Source organism: Pseudonocardia yuanmonensis, assembly GCF_039542425.1.
In the GTDB taxonomy this organism is placed as follows: Bacteria; Actinomycetota; Actinomycetes; order Mycobacteriales; family Pseudonocardiaceae; genus Pseudonocardia; species Pseudonocardia yuanmonensis.
Window position 1 is genome coordinate 61445 of sequence record NZ_BAABIC010000025.1, and the last position, 15205, is coordinate 76649.

12 protein-coding genes and 1 pseudogene are annotated in these 15205 nt (G+C 71.3%); 9 read left to right on the forward strand and 4 right to left on the reverse strand.

Annotated features, from left to right (window positions below):
* Nucleotides 1-14: 14 nt before the first annotated feature.
* From ABD990_RS28280 to ABD990_RS28290, 4 genes are all read left to right on the forward strand, one after another.
* Nucleotides 15-1046, forward strand: coding sequence for an ABC transporter permease (locus ABD990_RS28280; protein WP_345383812.1), 1032 nt, complete (start codon nt 15-17; stop codon nt 1044-1046).
* The gene (locus tag ABD990_RS28285; protein WP_345383813.1) at nt 1043-2566 is read left to right on the forward strand and encodes a sugar ABC transporter ATP-binding protein; all 1524 of its coding nucleotides are present in this window, start codon (nt 1043-1045) and stop codon (nt 2564-2566) included. Before ABD990_RS28280 ends, ABD990_RS28285 begins: the two co-directional genes overlap by 4 nt.
* A 210-nt stretch (nt 2567-2776) precedes the next feature.
* A complete protein-coding gene (locus ABD990_RS34575) occupies nt 2777-2863 on the forward strand; it encodes a helix-turn-helix domain-containing protein (RefSeq protein ID WP_425569676.1) in 87 nt (28 codons plus the stop codon).
* Entirely contained in the window at nt 2860-2997 is a 138-nt protein-coding gene (locus ABD990_RS28290) for a hypothetical protein (RefSeq protein ID WP_345383814.1), read from the forward strand. The genes ABD990_RS34575 and ABD990_RS28290 overlap by 4 nt, the downstream gene beginning before the upstream one ends.
* 446 nt (nt 2998-3443) lie before the next feature.
* Here ABD990_RS28290 and ABD990_RS28295 read toward each other — a convergent pair whose 3' ends face one another.
* The gene (locus tag ABD990_RS28295) at nt 3444-4583 is read right to left on the reverse strand and encodes a serine hydrolase domain-containing protein (protein WP_345383815.1); all 1140 of its coding nucleotides are present in this window, start codon (nt 4581-4583) and stop codon (nt 3444-3446) included.
* A gap of 418 nt (nt 4584-5001) precedes the next feature.
* Here ABD990_RS28295 and hutU point away from each other — a divergent pair, with 418 nt between their 5' ends.
* The 4 genes from hutU to hutI are packed head-to-tail and all read left to right on the forward strand — an operon-like array spanning nt 5002 to nt 10497.
* Nucleotides 5002-6669, forward strand: a complete 1668-nt coding sequence (hutU, locus tag ABD990_RS28300; protein WP_345383816.1) for a urocanate hydratase — start codon at nt 5002-5004, stop codon at nt 6667-6669.
* Nucleotides 6666-7892, forward strand: a complete 1227-nt coding sequence (locus ABD990_RS28305) for an allantoate amidohydrolase (protein WP_345383817.1) — start codon at nt 6666-6668, stop codon at nt 7890-7892. The genes hutU and ABD990_RS28305 overlap by 4 nt, the downstream gene beginning before the upstream one ends.
* Nucleotides 7889-9322, forward strand: a complete 1434-nt coding sequence (locus tag ABD990_RS28310) for a formimidoylglutamate deiminase (protein ID WP_345383818.1) — start codon at nt 7889-7891, stop codon at nt 9320-9322. The genes ABD990_RS28305 and ABD990_RS28310 overlap by 4 nt, the downstream gene beginning before the upstream one ends.
* Nucleotides 9319-10497, forward strand: coding sequence for an imidazolonepropionase (gene hutI, locus ABD990_RS28315; RefSeq protein WP_345383819.1), 1179 nt, complete (start codon nt 9319-9321; stop codon nt 10495-10497). Before ABD990_RS28310 ends, hutI begins: the two co-directional genes overlap by 4 nt.
* Nucleotides 10498-10518: 21 nt before the next feature.
* Here the strand turns inward: hutI and hutH are convergent, their stop codons facing one another.
* The 3 genes and pseudogenes from hutH to ABD990_RS34580 form a co-directional block, all read right to left on the reverse strand.
* The gene (hutH, locus tag ABD990_RS28320) at nt 10519-12129 is read right to left on the reverse strand and encodes a histidine ammonia-lyase (protein WP_425569677.1); all 1611 of its coding nucleotides are present in this window, start codon (nt 12127-12129) and stop codon (nt 10519-10521) included.
* 275 nt (nt 12130-12404) lie between these two features.
* The gene (locus ABD990_RS28325) at nt 12405-12734 is read right to left on the reverse strand and encodes an IclR family transcriptional regulator domain-containing protein (protein ID WP_345383856.1); all 330 of its coding nucleotides are present in this window, start codon (nt 12732-12734) and stop codon (nt 12405-12407) included.
* 61 nt (nt 12735-12795) lie between these two features.
* Nucleotides 12796-13134 (reverse strand): annotated as a pseudogene (locus ABD990_RS34580) (helix-turn-helix domain-containing protein); the annotation flags it as partial.
* A 112-nt stretch (nt 13135-13246) separates the two neighbouring features.
* On the opposite strand from ABD990_RS34580, the gene ABD990_RS28335 reads away from it, so the two are divergent.
* The gene (locus tag ABD990_RS28335; protein WP_345383820.1) at nt 13247-15172 is read left to right on the forward strand and encodes an FAD-dependent monooxygenase; all 1926 of its coding nucleotides are present in this window, start codon (nt 13247-13249) and stop codon (nt 15170-15172) included.
* Nucleotides 15173-15205 lie beyond the last annotated feature (33 nt).

Sequence of the window (15205 nt, forward strand, 5' to 3'; positions counted from 1 at the left end):
GAAGGAGCCGCTCGATGAACGCTTCGACACCGACCTCGACGGACACCTCGAGACCGGACACCACACTCCGCAGGAGCGGCTCGCCCGCCGCGCAGTCCGCGGTCGCCGAGAAGGGGATGGTCCTGCTCTCGCGGTACGGGACCCTGGTCGGTTTCGTCCTGATGCTGATCGTCTTCAGCACGCTCGCCGACGCGTTCCTCACCGCGAGCAACGTCGCCAACGTCCTCAAGGCCGCGGCCGCCATGGGGGTGTTGTCGATCGGCCTCACGATCGTGTTGACGCTCGGCGACTTCGACCTCTCCATCGGCTACACCGCAACGGGTGCCGGGATGCTCGCGGCCGGCACCGCGCAGAGCTTCGGCATGGTGGGCGGGACGGCTGCGGCCCTGCTGTTCGGAGCCGGGGTCGGCCTGGTCAACGGGCTGATCGTCACGAGACTGGGGGTCTCGGCCTTCATCGCCACCCTCGGCGTCGGACAGATCATCACCGGGTGGCTGCTCGCCTACAACGGTGGTGTCCAGGTCTCGGGGGACCTGCCGCCGGACTTCACCTTGCTGGGCCGCGGCACGATCGGTCCGATCCCGCTCATGGTGATCGTCTGGTTCGCGGTTGCCGTCGCGGCGTACCTCCTGATGGAGCGCACCGTGGTCGGCCGTCGGATGTACGCGGTCGGCGGCAACCCGGTCGCAGCCCGGCTGTCGGGGATCGACGGCAAGCGGGTGCGCCTGCTCGCCTTCGTCCTGAGCGGACTGCTGGCGGGCCTCGGCGGGCTGATGCTCACGTCGAGCCTCGGCGTCGGCAACCCCACGGCCGCCGTGAGCTACCTGCTGCCGGCCTTCGCGGCGAGCTTCATCGGCGCCGCGACGCTGCGCGAGGGCCAGTTCCACGTCGGCGGGACCATCGTCGGGGTGCTCATGCTGAGCTTCCTCGCCAACGGGCTCGTCGTCACCGGGGTGGAGCGGGCCTGGACCACCGCGGCGCAGGGGATCGTGCTCGTCGCGGCCGTCACGATCAGCACCTTCGCCCGGAAGGTCGCCGCCCGGTGAGCGGGGACGTCTGGCTCCGCGTGCGCGGGGTGGCGAAGAGCTTCGCGGGCGTGCCCGCCCTGGACGGGGTGGACCTCGACATCCGAGCCGGCGAGGTGCACGGGTTGATCGGGCAGAACGGCGCGGGCAAGTCCACCCTGATCAAGATCCTCGCCGGGGTGCACCGACCGGGGGCCGGGACGATCGAGATCGAGGGCGAGCCGGTCACCTTCCCGGACGCCGCAGCCTCGGCGGCGGCCGGGATCGCCGTGCTGCATCAGGAACCCCAGGTCGTCGGCGACATGGCGGTGTACGAGAACGTCTACCTCGGCCTCGTCCCGCCCCGGGCGGGCCCGCTGCTCAAGCGGAACGCGATGCGCCGGACCTGCCGCGAGATGCTGGAGCGGCTCGGGGTCACCCTCGACGTCGACGAGCGGATCTCCGCTCTGTCGGCGGCGCAGGTCGCGATGGTCGGGCTCGCCCGCTGCCTGCTGCTCGGGGCCCGACTGATCATCATGGACGAGCCCACGGCGTCGCTGGGGGCCCACGAGGTCGAGCAGGTCTACCGAACCGTCGAGCGACTGCGGGCGGACGGGCTGAGCGTGGTCTACGTGTCCCACCGGCTGGACGAGATCGCCGCCCTGTGCGATCGGGCAACGGTACTGCGGGACGGCCGGTTGGTCGGCGAGCTCGGGCACGAGAAGTTGCAGGACCGGCGGGAACTCGTCCAGATGATCCTGGGCGTCGAACCCAGCCGGCTGGTCCGGGCGGAGGAGCGTGAGCCGGGCGAGGTCGCGCTGAGCGCTCGTGGACTGTGTTGGCGCAACCGAGTCGTCGACGTCGATCTGGACGTGCGCCGCGGCGAGGTCACCGGGATCGCCGGCTTCGTCGGCGCCGGCCGTTCGGAGTTGGCCCATCTCCTCTTCGGTGCCGCCCGACCCGACGCGGGGTGGATCGAGATCAACGGCACGCCGTTCCGGGCCTCGTCGCCGAGGGAGGGGATCCGACGCGGCGTGGCGTTGCTGCCCGAGGACCGCCGTCACCAGGCCTCGGTCGGCGAGTGGACGGTTCGGGAGAACCTCACCCTCGCCGCGCTGTCGTCGTTCGCGTCGGGCGGGTTCGTCCGGCGGCGGCGCGAACGAGAGCGCTACGCCATCGACGAAGGCCGGCTCGGGATCAAAGCGGTGGGCGCCGAAAGCCGATTCAGTCACCTCTCCGGGGGCAACCAGCAGAAAGTCGTCATTGCGAAGTGGTTGGCGACCGACGCCGACATTCTGATCTTCGACGAGCCGACCCAGGGGGTCGACGTCGGCGCACAAGAGGAGATCCACCGGTTGGTCCGGGACATCGCCGATCAGGGCCGCGCGGTCCTCTTCATCTCCAGCGACCTCGAGGAGACCCTGCGGGTGAGCGACCGTCTGCTCGTGATGCGAGAAGGCCGCATCGTCGCTGACCGAAGAGCGAGGACGTCGACCCTGCAGGAAGTTCTGGCGCTCTGTTTCGGGGCTGCTCGCGATCCGCTGGAGGAGATCGTCGGGTGAGAATGCGGAATTCTCTGGTCAGCTGTTTCGCGCCGGCGACGCTCAGCGTTCGACGCAGCCGCGCTGTAATCGGCGAGACATCACTGCGCGGGGGACGAGGCTCCGTCCAGGGGCGATCATCGGGGCGCGTTCCTCCTCGCAAAGGCCGGAGCAGGCTCCCGGGCGGGATTCGACTCCGCCTACGCCGCCGCGGGCTCGGCGGTGCAGGGGGTGTCTCAGCCGGCGTTGTCCAACGGCATCGCCAAGTTGGAGGAGCGCATGGGTGACCGGCTGTTCGACAGGTCGCCGCGCGGGTGACCCCGACGGCTCTCGGCGGGCAGATCCTGCCGCTGATCGAGCGGGCGCTCGCGGGCCTGGACGCGGTGTCGGTCGAGGCGCGCCGGCTGCTGGAGTCCGGGAGCACGCGAATCCGGATGAGGTCTCCCCGCTGATCGAGGCCGCGCTGGTGGCGAGGGCGTTCACCGCGGTCCGCGACCTACCCACCCCTCGTGAGCTGGTCCTGCGGGAGGCGGACATGGCGGCCTACGCCGGGGAGGCGGCGAGCTACCAGGTGCTCGAGCAGTGGGTCAACCTCGGCCTGGGCGCAGCCATCTGCCGCCCTCCAAGCTCACCTCACCGGACGCCCAGCACCGGGTCCTGCACGAGAACGGCCAGGAGGTCGAGATCTTCTACGAGGCGGCCTGGCATCCGGGCTCGCCGCTGGCCGCCGATCTCAACCGGCTCGTGCACAGCCCGGTCGAGACGTCCGCGGGTTCCGCGCACCCGGCGACGCGTCCCAACGCCCCGGGCACGGCCTCGGAGGCGTGCTCGGTGCCGAAGCCGGACGAGCAGGTCGGCTCCGCCACCCGTCCTCGCCGGGTAGCACGAGGCTTCCGGGCTAGCTTCCGGGCGGCATCGGTGGGGCGTCGCCGGGGACGAGCGCCGCGGCGATCCTCCTCCACAGGACGTCGGCGGAGTTCTTGTAGTCGCCCGTGGCCGGGTCGAAGGCGGCTTGGTCGAAGGTGACGGCGACAGCGATGGCGACCTTCTGCGCGGGCAGGTAGGCGTATGCGCCGGCTTCACCGGAGAACAGCGGGTTCTGCAACACCCAGTTGCCGGAGGAGATGATTCCGAGCCCGTAGGTGTAGGCCGGCGACTGCGGGTGGCAGGTGGTGCATCCGGGCAGGGTCGTGGTCCTGCCGATCAGGTCCTTGGTCAGCATCTTCTGGTAGGACTCGGGCGACAGGAGCGTCCCCGTGCCGATGGCCACGGCCGTGGCGTTCAAGTCGTGGATGGTGGTGGTCTGGATGGCTCCGCGGGTGATGGTCCACGACGGGTTCCAGTAGGTCGAGTCCTCGTAGAAGGGTGTGCCGGCGGGAATCTTGAGCGCCTGCCGGCGCTCGGACGTGTAGGCGTGCAGCGCGGGCTCCGGGATCGCCGGTGTTCCCGGGTCGGTGGTGTTGTCCAGCCCGAGGGGGCCCAGCACCTTCCGCTCCAGGAGCGAGGCGACGCCCTGCCCCGTGATCTTCTCGAGGGCGAGTCCGAGGATGACGTAGTTGGTGTGCGAGTAGTTCCAGTTCGTTCCGGGCTCGTAGAGGAGCGGGTGTGCGGTGCTGATCGCGATGAGGTCCTCGGGGGTGACGGTCCGGAACGGGTTCGCATACTGCGCGTCGTCCAGCTCGGGGGTGGTCACGTAGTCCACGTATCCCGAGGTCATCTGGGCCAGTTGGCCGAGGGTCACCTTGTCCGTGTAGGGGATGTCGGGCAGCCACGTCGAGACCTTGTCGTCGAGGCTCACCTTCTTCTCGTCGACGAGTTGCAGCAGCGCGGTGGAGACGTAGGAGATGGCCACGGCGCCGTTGCGGAAATGCATGTCCGTCGTCGCGGGCACACCGGGCATCGAGTCACCGACGGCCTGGGTGGCGATCTCCTTGCCGTCGATGGTGACGCTGACGATCACGGCCTTCAGATGGGCGTCGGCCATGGTGTCCCTGACGACCTTCATCACCGCGTCGGCCTTGGCCGGGTCCGCCGACACCGACGGAGGGCCGCTGCTCGACGTCGAGGACGACGTCGGCGCGGTGCCCGACGTGCACCCGAGGCACAGGCCGAGGACACACGACAGCACGAGAAGCGTGCGTGGCCGCACCCCTCCGGTCACGACGTCCATCGCCGCCTCCAGTTCGAGAGCATGGTGCGTGGCAGCAAGGCCTCGACGGTCCCGCTCGGCCGTCACCCCGGCTCGACGGCCTCCTGAGCTGCAGGCGGCCTGGTCGTACCGAGGGTCGGCGATCGGGTGGAGAACCTTACCCGCACTCCGGTGGCCTGTCCTCCGCCTCGGCCGGGCCACCGAAGTCTCGGATCCGGGACAGCAAGCACTCCGTCGAGGTAGAGCGAGCGAGGGGATGTGAGGTCCACTAGCAGCACCACACGCCACGTGAACCGGGACGGTTTCGATGACTGACACCTCTGCTGCGCGGACCGTGCGCGCGGCCCGTGGCCCGCAGCTGTCGTGCAAGGGCTGGCAGCAGGAAGCGGCGCTGCGGATGCTGATGAACAACCTCGACCCGGAGGTGGCCGAGCACCCCGACGAGCTCGTGGTCTACGGCGGGACCGGTCGAGCGGCGCGCAACTGGGCCGCGTTCGACGCCATCGTCGCGTCGCTGCGAGAGCTGGAGGACGACGAGACCCTCCTCGTCCAGTCGGGCAAGCCGGTGGGGATCTTCCGCACGCACGAGTGGGCCCCACGTGTGTTGCTCGCGAACTCGAATCTGGTGGGGGACTGGGCGAACTGGGAGCACTTCCGCAAGCTGGAGGCGGCCGGCTTGATGATGTACGGCCAGATGACGGCCGGCTCCTGGATCTACATCGGCACCCAGGGCATCCTCCAGGGCACCTTCGAGACCTTCGGTGCCGTCGCCCGCAAGCGCTTCGGTGGCTCGCTGGCCGGCACCATCACGCTGACCGCCGGCGTGGGAGGGATGGGCGGCGCTCAGCCGCTCGCGGTCACCATGAACGACGGGGTCGTCATCTGCGTCGACTGCGACCGGACACGCATCGACCGCCGTCTCGAGCACCGGTACCTCGACGTCCGCGCAACGGACGTCGAGGACGCGCTGCGTCGCGCGACCACCGCTCGCGACGCCCGCCGGCCGCTGTCCATCGGTCTCGTCGGCAACGCGGCAGACGTGTTCCCCCAGCTCCTCGCCCGGGATGCGCCGATCGACGTGGTCACCGACCAGACGTCGGCCCACGACCCCCTCTCGTACCTGCCCCGTGGCGTCGCCTTCGAGGACATGAGGACGACCGCGGAGAAGGACCCCGCGTGGTTCACCGAGCAGGCCCGGCTGTCCATGGCGGCCCATGTCGAGGCGATGGTCGGCTTCCTGGACCGTGGGGCCGAGGTCTTCGACTACGGGAACTCGATCCGCGACGAGGCCCGCAAGGGCGGCTACGCGCGGGCCTTCGACTACCCCGGCTTCGTGCCGGCCTACATCCGGCCGCTGTTCGAGGAGGGGTTGGGTCCGTTCCGGTGGGCCGCACTGTCGGGCGACCCCAGGGACATCGAGGCGACCGACCGGGCGATCTTCGAGCTGTTCCCGGACAACGAGCACCTGCGGCGGTGGATCACCATGGCCGGCGAGAAGGTCGCGTTCCAGGGGCTTCCCGCCCGCATCTGCTGGCTCGGCTACGGGGAACGGCACCGTGCCGGGCTCCGCTTCAACGAGATGGTGGCCGCCGGGGAGCTGAGTGCTCCCGTCGTCATCGGGCGCGACCATCTCGACTCCGGATCCGTCGCCTCGCCGTACCGGGAGACCGAGGCCATGATCGACGGATCGGACGCCGTGGCGGACTGGCCGCTGCTGAACGCCCTGCTCAACACCGCGTCCGGTGCCTCCTGGGTGTCCATCCACCACGGTGGCGGTGTCGGCATGGGCCGGTCCGTCCACGCCGGGCAGGTGACGGTTGCCGACGGGACCGAGCTGGCCGCGCAGAAGCTCGCCCGCGTGCTGACCAACGATCCCGGGATGGGAGTCATCCGCCACGTCGACGCCGGATACGCCCACGCTGCCGAGGTCGCCGCGGAACGAGGGGTGCGCATCCCGATGCAGGACGGCAGATGACGGAGTTCGAGACGCTCTGGTCCGAGATCGCCGGGATCGGACGGGTCGGGCCACTCGGCGGCTACCGACGCTTCGCCTGGACGGAGCCGGACCTGGTCCTGCGGCAGTGGTTCGTCGCCTGCGCCGACCGGCGCGGGATGAGCACCGAGCAGGACCGCAACGGAAACCTGTGGGCCTGGTGGTTCCCGCCGGGCTGGGCCGGCGACCCACGGGACGCCTTCGTCACCGGCTCGCACCTGGACTCCGTGCCCGACGGAGGTGCCTTCGACGGGCCGCTGGGCGTGGTGTCGGCGTTCGCCGCCGTCGCGCACCTCCAGGAGGCCGGCTTCGAGCCGAGGACCCCGATCGGTGTCGTCGCCTTCTCCGACGAGCAAGGTGCCCGCTTCGGTGTCGCGTGTGTCGGCTCGCAGCTGTCGACCGGGGCGCTCGCGCCGGAGCGCGCGTTAAGTCTGCGCGACTCCGACGGCCGAACGCTGGCCGAGGTGCTCGGGGCTGCGGGATGCGACCCGAGGTCGGTGGGCCGGGATCGGCGCCTGCGTGACCGCGTCGGGGTCTTCGTCGAGCTTCACGTGGAGCAGGGGCGGGCGCTGGACCTGCTGGACCGTCCCTTCGCAGTGGCCTCGTCGATCTGGCCCCACGGACGATGGCGGCTGTCCTTCACCGGGCAGGCCAATCACGCGGGCGCGACACGGATGGTGGATCGTCGCGACCCGATGCTGGCCTACGCGGCCTCCGTGGTGTCGGCGCGATCGCGTGCCGTCCAGCACGGGTGCGTGGCGACCTTCGGCAAGTTCAGCGTGCAGCCGAACGGGGCCAACGCAATCGCCTCGTCGGTGGAGAGCTGGCTGGACGCACGCGCGGGATCGCAGAACGAGCTGGATCTCCTCACCCGGGAGATCTTCACCGACGCCGCGCAGCACGCCGAGGCCGAAGGTGTGCAACTCCAGGTCAGCGCCGAGTCCGAATCCCCGATCGTGGAGTTCCCACACACACTGCGCGACCGCATCGTCCGGGCGTTGAAGGCCTTCGGTGACGTGCCGGTCCTGGCCTCGGCAGCCGGCCACGACGCCGGCGTCCTGTCCACGGTCGTGCCCAGCGCGATGGTGTTCGTGCGCAACCCGACGGGCGTGTCCCACTCGCCCGACGAGCATGCCGAACCGGCCGACTGCCACCTCGGGGTCGCGGCACTCGCCGCCCTGATGAAGGAGTGGGCAGCGGCATGACATCGCCGTCGAACGCCCTGCGCCGGACAGCCCGTACGCCGCGGGCGGACGACCCGGAAGGGCAATGGTGGTGCGAACACGCATGGCTGGGCGGCGGGCCCGTGGAACACGGCGTCCTCGTCACGGTCGCCGAAGGACGCTTCTCCCGCGTCGTGACCGGGGTCGAGCGCCCGTCAGCTGTGCCTGCCCTGCGCGGGCTGGTCCTCCCCGGCCTGGCGAACGCGCACTCGCATGCCTTCCACCGGGCACTGCGAGCACGCACGCAGCACGACCGAGGCTCCTTCTGGACCTGGCGCGACCTGATGTACCAGGCGGCGAACACGCTCGACCCCGACACCTACCGGAATCTCGCCACGGCGGTCTTCGCGGAGATGGCGCTGGCCGGGGTGACCGCGGTCGGCGAGTTCCACTACCTGCACCACGACGCCCGCGGGGTGCCCTACGACGACCCCAACGCCATGGGCCGGGCACTGGTCGACGCCGCAGCCTCTGCGGGCGTGCGCCTGACCCTCCTCGACACCTGCTATCTGAGCTCGAGCGTGGACGGATCGCCACTCGGCGACCTGCAACGTCGCTTCGGGGACGGCTCCGGCGAGCGTTGGGCGGAGCGCGTCGACCCCCTTCGCCGCGAGTTCAGCGGCTCGGACACCGTGATCGTCGGCGCGGCTCTGCATTCGGTGCGCGCCGTACCGCTGCAGCACATGCCCCCGGTCGTCGAGTGGGCCGACACCCACCGTGCCCCCCTGCACGTGCACTCCTCGGAGCAGACGGCCGAGGTGGAGCAGTGCCTGGCCGTCCACGGACGAACCCCGACAGCCCTGCTCCACGACGCCGGTGTTCTCGGTCCGCGCACCACTGCCGTGCACGCGACGCACCTGACCGAGTCCGACCTGGCGATGCTCGACTCCACCGCCACCGGGGTGTGCTTCTGCCCGACGACCGAACGCGATCTCGGTGACGGCATCGGGCCCGCGTCGGCCCTTCTCGCCCGCTCGGCCGGCCTCTTCTCCGTGGGCTCCGACAGTCACGCTGTCATCGACCTGTTCGAGGAGGCGCGCGCGGTCGAGCTCGACGAACGACTGCGACGCCGCGAGCGCGGGATCTTCCCGGCCGACCTGCTGCTGAAGTCGGCGACCTCGGACGGCCAGCACGCCCTGGGCTGGGCCGACGCCGGCCACATCAGCCCGGGACAGCGTGCCGACCTGGTCGCGGTCGACATGGGATCCGTGCGCACCGCGGGCGGCGGTCCGCGAGCGGAGACCGCGGTCTTCGCGGCTACTGCCGCCGACGTGACCGACGTCGTCGTCGACGGGCGGACGGTGGTCCGGGACCGGCGGCACCTGATGGTGACGGATGTGTCCCGCCGGCTCGTCGCCGCAGCGGACCTGTTGTTCGAGGGACGCAGCAGGCAGGAGGGGACCTTGCGGTGACGGTGCTCTTCACGAACATCGGCGAGCTGACGACGAACGACCCGACACAGGGCGACGAGTCGCGGTTGGGCCTCGTCCGCGACGCGGCCGTGCTGGTCGACGCCGACCGGATCGCGTGGGTCGGCCCCGAGAAGTCGGCCCCGGCAGCCGATCGACTGGTCGACGTCGGCGGGTGCGCGGTGATCCCCGGTTTCGTCGACTCCCACGCACATCTGGTCTTCGCCGGCGATCGAGCCGAGGAGTTCGCCGCGCGCATGACAGGAGCCAGGTACGAGGCCGGCGGCATCCAGACCACTGTGCGGGCGACCCGTCGGGCGGACGACCACGCCCTGCTCGCCACCGTCACCGCACTCCGGCAGGAGATGCTGGCTCAAGGAACCACGACCGTCGAGTGCAAGAGCGGGTACGGCCTGACGGTCGACGACGAGGCCCGGTCGCTGAAGATCGCCGCTCGGGCCACCTCCGAGGTGACCTTCCTCGGCGCACACGTCGTGCCGCCGGAGTACCAGGGACGCAGGGACGACTACGTGGATCTCGTCCGCGGGCCCATGCTCGACGCGTGCGCCCCACTGGCCAAATGGGCCGACGTGTTCTGCGACCGGGGAGCCTTCGACGCCGACGAGGCCCGCGCGATCCTCGATGCCGCAGCAGAACGCGGACTGCAACCGCGCCTCCACGCCGGCCAGCTGCAACTCGGCCGAGGCATTGCACTGGCGGTCCAGCTGGAGGCGGCCTCCGTCGACCACTGCACCTTCGTCTCCGACGACGACCTCGAAGCCCTGGCCGAGGCCGGCGACGTCACCGTCGCCACGTTGTTGCCCGGAGTCGAGTTCTCGACGCGCTCCCCGTGGCCCGACGGCAGACGGATGATCGACGCCGGGGTCACGGTCGCGCTCGCCACCGACTGCAACCCCGGCAGCTCCTACACCTCCAGCATGGCCTTCTGCATCGCGCTGGCGGTTCGCGACATGGGACTCAGCCCTGCCGAGGCCCTGTGGTCGGCCACCTGTGGGGGCGCGGCGGCACTGCGCCGCAGCGATGTCGGCGTCATCGCCCAGGGACGACGAGCCGACTTCCTCACGCTCAAGGCGCCGTCCTACCTTCATCTCGCCTACCGCCCCGGAGTCCCGCTGATCGGCGACGTCGTACTCGCAGGGAACGTGGTGTGCACGTGACGAGGCGGACCGTGGCGGCGGCTACTGGAGGGGGCCGACTGCGGACTCGGCCGCCCGCACGACGTCGCCACGGCGGACCAGTTCGGCGGCCTGCTCGAGTTCGGGGGCGAGCCACCGGTCGGGGCCGACCCCGGCGATGCCCTGGCGCAGCAGGGTCACAACCGCCGTGGACCCGGGCCCGGGCCCGAGCGGAGCGCGAAGTTCCAGCCCGCGTGCCGCGGCGAGAATCTCGATGCCGATCACGCGCTGCAGGGCGTCGACGGCCCTGCGCAGCTTTCGCCCGGCCGACCAGCCCATGGACACGTGGTCCTCCTGCATCGCGGAGGACGGGATGGAGTCGACGCTCGCGGGGTTCGCCAGGCGCTTGAGCTCGCTGACCATCGCCGCCTGGGCGTACTGGGCGATCATCATGCCGGAGTCGATGCCCGGCGACCCCGCCAGGAAGGCCGGCAACCCGTGCGAACGGCTCGGGTCGAGCAGGCGGTCGGTGCGTCGCTCGCTGATCGACGCCATGTCGGCCGCGGCGATGGCGAGGAAGTCCAGGACGTAGCCGATGGGGGCTCCATGGAAGTTCCCGTTGCTCTCCACGCGCCCGTCCCGGAGCACCACGGGATTGTCGATGGCGCTTCCCAACTCGATCGCTGCAACGTCTGCGGCGTGCTGAAGGGTGCCTCGCGCCGCTCCGGCGACCTGGGGTGCACAGCGCAACGAGTAGGCGTCCTGCACCACGCTGCAGTCCTCGCCACGATGACTCTCCATGATCTCGGAGCCGGCGAGCAGACGGTGCAGGTTCTGCGCCGAGGCCACCTGCCCGGGATGGGGCCGCACGCCCTGCAACTCCGGCGCGAAGACACGGTCCGTGCCCAGCAGGGCTTCCACGCTCATAGCCGCTGCGACGTCGGCAGCGGTGAACAGCGCGCCGAGGTCGTGAACGGCCAGGGCGAGCATCCCCAGCATGCCGTCCGTCCCGTTGACGAGGGCCAGCCCCTCCTTGGCCACCAGCCGAAGCGGCTCGAGGCCGTGCGCGGCCAGCGCCTCCCGACTCGGCACGACGTCGCCGTCGCTCGTGCGGACCTCGCCTTCTCCCATGGCTGCAAGGGCGCAGTGCGCAAGAGGAGCGAGGTCGCCGGAGCAGCCGAGGGAGCCGTACTCGTGGACCACCGGCGTCAGTCCGAGGTTCAGCATCGCCATGTACCGATCAGCCACCTCGGACCGCACACCCGTGTGGCCGGTCGTGAAGGTCTGCAGCCGCAGGAGCATCAGGGCGCGGACGACCTCGCGCTCGACCTCCGGGCCGGTGCCCGCTGCGTGTGAACGGACCAGAGCATGCTGCAGCGCGTCCCGCGACGCCTTGCCGATCCTGGTCGTGGCCAGCGCACCGAAGCCCGTGGACACCCCGTAGATCGCGCGGTCGGATGCGACGAGCTCATCGACAGCCGCCCGCGCGACGACCATCGACGCTGCGGCGGTGGCGTCGATCTCGACCCGGGCGTCGTGTCGGGCAACCGCAACCACCTCGGGCACCGTCAGCGGCCTGCCCCCGACGACGACTCGGTGAACGTCCACGCCTGCATCCTGCGAAGCCACGGCGCACCACTCCTCTCGCCCGCCTCCGTCACAAGGCCTGAACATCGAGCGAAGGCGCCCCTGAGCGCGAAGGTCGGGGGGCGCCACCGGGACGACTCGACCACTGCAACCCACATTGCCGTGCCGACCGGCGTGCCACCCGCCGACGCGGCGCACCCGCAGTGTGCGGATCAGCCGAGCCGCCCGCCAGATCCGACTGCCGGCCGGCGTCCAGTAGGGCGCCGGACGCGGGACGGGGTGCCGGACGCGGACCCGAGCCCACGCGTTCTCGCTGGTGCCGCCTGCTCGGCGAGGCGAAGTCCTCGTAGCGCCCGGACTCCTCAGGCCCGGTCGTCGACCAGCTCGCGTGAGATGCGCTCGGCGGTGGCGGTCAGTCGGCCGACCCACTCGGGGAGCCGGTCCCGGCGGTAGCGCGCCGTGGGCAGCGCGATCGACAGGCCCGCACGGGCCGCGACCCCCCCGTCGGCGGCCGGCGTGGAGATCGCGGCGCCGATCGCGGTCACCCCGGTCTCGGTCTTCTGGTCGTTGACCGCGAAGCCCCGCCCGCGGACCCGGCGCAGGTCGCGGAGGAGGGCGTCGACGTCGGCGACGGGTGAGCCCGCGCGCCCGTGGAGCGCGCGCACCTGGTCCTCCTCCAGGGGCGCGAGCACCGACCCGACCGCCCGACGCCAGGTGCGCGGGCAGGACCCGTCCCGCCCGGTCGCCGACCCGCAGGGCCTGGGTGCCTTCGGCCGACGCCACGAACCGCGCCTGGTCGCCCACCACGACGATCAGGTTCGTGGTCTCGTCGATCGCCTCCGTGAGGGCCTGCAGGTGCGGCAGCGCGATCCGGCGCAGCTCGGTGACCGGCTCGGGGGCCTCGGCCCGCCGCAGCACCGGGCCTGCGACGTAGCGCCGGTCCTCACGCTGCTCGGCGAAGTCGCGGTAGACCAGCATCGCGAGAAGGCGGTGCGCGGTCGACCGGGCCACCCCCAGCCGCTCCGCGGCCTCGCTGAGCCGCAGCGGCCCCTCCTGGGCCAGCAGCGCCGCGAGGTGCAGGGCGTGGTCCACCGACTGGCTGCCGTAGACCGGCTTGTTCTTCAAAGCAGAAGAGTAGCGATGCTCTGTGCAGAACAGCGGTAGCGTCCGGCGGTGAGAGGGACGCGCCGACCGAGGAGCCCGTGTGGCCCAGTTCTACGTCGACGGCTACGCGCCGGGGGACCCGTTCGTCTCCGCGCCGCACCCGGCGGCCGCCGACCGCCCGCCATCGGTGCCGGAGACCGCAGACGTCCTGGTCGTCGGGTGCGGGCCGGCCGGGCTCGTGCTGGCGGCGCAGCTGGCGAACTTCCCCGACATCGACACGGTCGTCGTCGACCGCCGGGACGGGCCGCTCGAGGTGGGGCAGGCCGACGGCGTCGCCTGCCGGACCGTGGAGATGTTCGAGGCGTTCGGGCTGGCGGACCGGCTGATCGGTGAGGGCTACCAGGTCAACGAGGTCAGCTTCTGGCGCCCCGACGCGGAGGACCCCGGACGGATCACGCGGACGGGCCGCATCCAGGACGTCGAGGACGGCCTGTCCGAGATGCCGCACATGATCGTGAACCAGGCGCGGATGCTCGCCTACCTCCGCGACCACATGGCGCGCTCGCCCCGACGCCTCGAGCCCTACTACGGCCTGCACCTGAGCAGGATCGAGATCGACACCAGCGGCACGGTCGAGTACCCGGTGACGGTCACCCTCGCGCACCTGGTCGGCGGCGAGGAGACCGGCGCCTCCTCCACGGTCCGCGCCCGCTACGTCGTCGGGTGCGACGGTGCGCGCAGCAGCACCCGCGCCGCCCTCGGGCGCGAGCTCGTCGGCGACCCGACCGACTCGTCGTGGGGCGTCATGGACGTCCTGGCGGTCACCGACTTCCCCGACATCCGGCTCAAGTGCGCCATCCGGTCTGCGGGCGAGGGCAGCATCCTGATCATCCCGCGCGAGGGCGGCTACCTGGTGCGGCTCTACATCGAGCTCGACAACGTGCGCGACCAGGAGATGCTGCGCGAGCGAAGCGTGACCCCCGAGAAGCTGACCGCGGTCGCCGACCGCATCCTGCACCCGTACACGCTCGACGTGCGCGACGTCGGGTGGTGGTCGGTGTACACGATCGGCCAGCGCCTCTGCACCCGCTTCGACGACGTGCCCGATGGATCGGATGACGAGCCGGCCCGGCTGCCGCGGGTGTTCATCGCGGGCGACGCCTGCCACACCCACAGTGCGAAGGCCGGGCAGGGCATGAACGTGTCGATGGCCGACACCTGGAACCTCGGGTGGAAGCTCGGGGCCGTGCTGCGGGGGACCGCCCGCCCGGAGCTCCTGCACACCTACTCCGCGGAGCGACAGGAGGTCGCGCAGCAGCTGATCGACTTCGACCGCGAGTTCGCGGCCCTGTTCAGCGCCGCGCCCGGCTCGTCCGGTGGCGACCACGACCCCGAGAAGTTCCAGCGGTACTTCCGCGAGCAGGGCCGGTTCACCGCGGGAGTCGCGGTCCGGTACGCACCGTCGACGATCACCGCGGCGGAGCCGGCCCAGCACCTCGCGCGGGGCTTCGAGGTAGGGACGCGGTTCCACTCGGCGCCCGTGGTCCGCCTGGCCGACGCCAAGCCGCTCCACCTCGGGCACGTGGCGCGCGCCGACGGCGCCTGGCGCCTCTACCTCTTCGCCGACCGGCGCCACCCCGGCGAGATCGACACCCCGCTGCGGCGCCTCTGTGACCACCTGGCCTCGGCCGCGTCGCCCCTGCAGAGGTGCACCCGGCAGGGCGCCGAGCCGGACTCCGTGATCGACGTCCGGGCGGTGTTCCAGCAGCACCACCGCGACCTGGAGGTCACCGACCTGCCGGCGGTCCTGCTGCCCCGCAAGGGCCGGTTCGGGCTCGTGGACTACGAGAAGGCGTTCTGCCCCGACCCGGACGCCGAGGACGTCTTCGACCTGCGCGGCATCGACCGCGACTCGGGCTGCGTCGTCGTGGTGCGCCCGGATCAGTACGTGGCCCACGTGCTCGGGCTCGACGACCTCGACAGGCTCGACGCCTTCTTCGCCGGGGTGCTCACGGAGGCGCGCTGACGAGCGTCGCGACCGAGGACGACGCCGACGCAG

Coding starts and splice junctions, on each gene's coding strand:
- ABD990_RS28280 (WP_345383812.1), top strand. CDS start 15: ATGAACGCTTCGACACCGACCTCGACGGACACCTCGAGACCGGACACC.
- hutU (WP_345383816.1), top strand. CDS start 5,002: ATGACTGACACCTCTGCTGCGCGGACCGTGCGCGCGGCCCGTGGCCCG.
- ABD990_RS28305 (WP_345383817.1), top strand. CDS start 6,666: ATGACGGAGTTCGAGACGCTCTGGTCCGAGATCGCCGGGATCGGACGG.
- ABD990_RS28310 (WP_345383818.1), top strand. CDS start 7,889: ATGACATCGCCGTCGAACGCCCTGCGCCGGACAGCCCGTACGCCGCGG.
- hutH (WP_425569677.1), bottom strand. CDS start 12,129: ATGTTCAGGCCTTGTGACGGAGGCGGGCGAGAGGAGTGGTGCGCCGTG.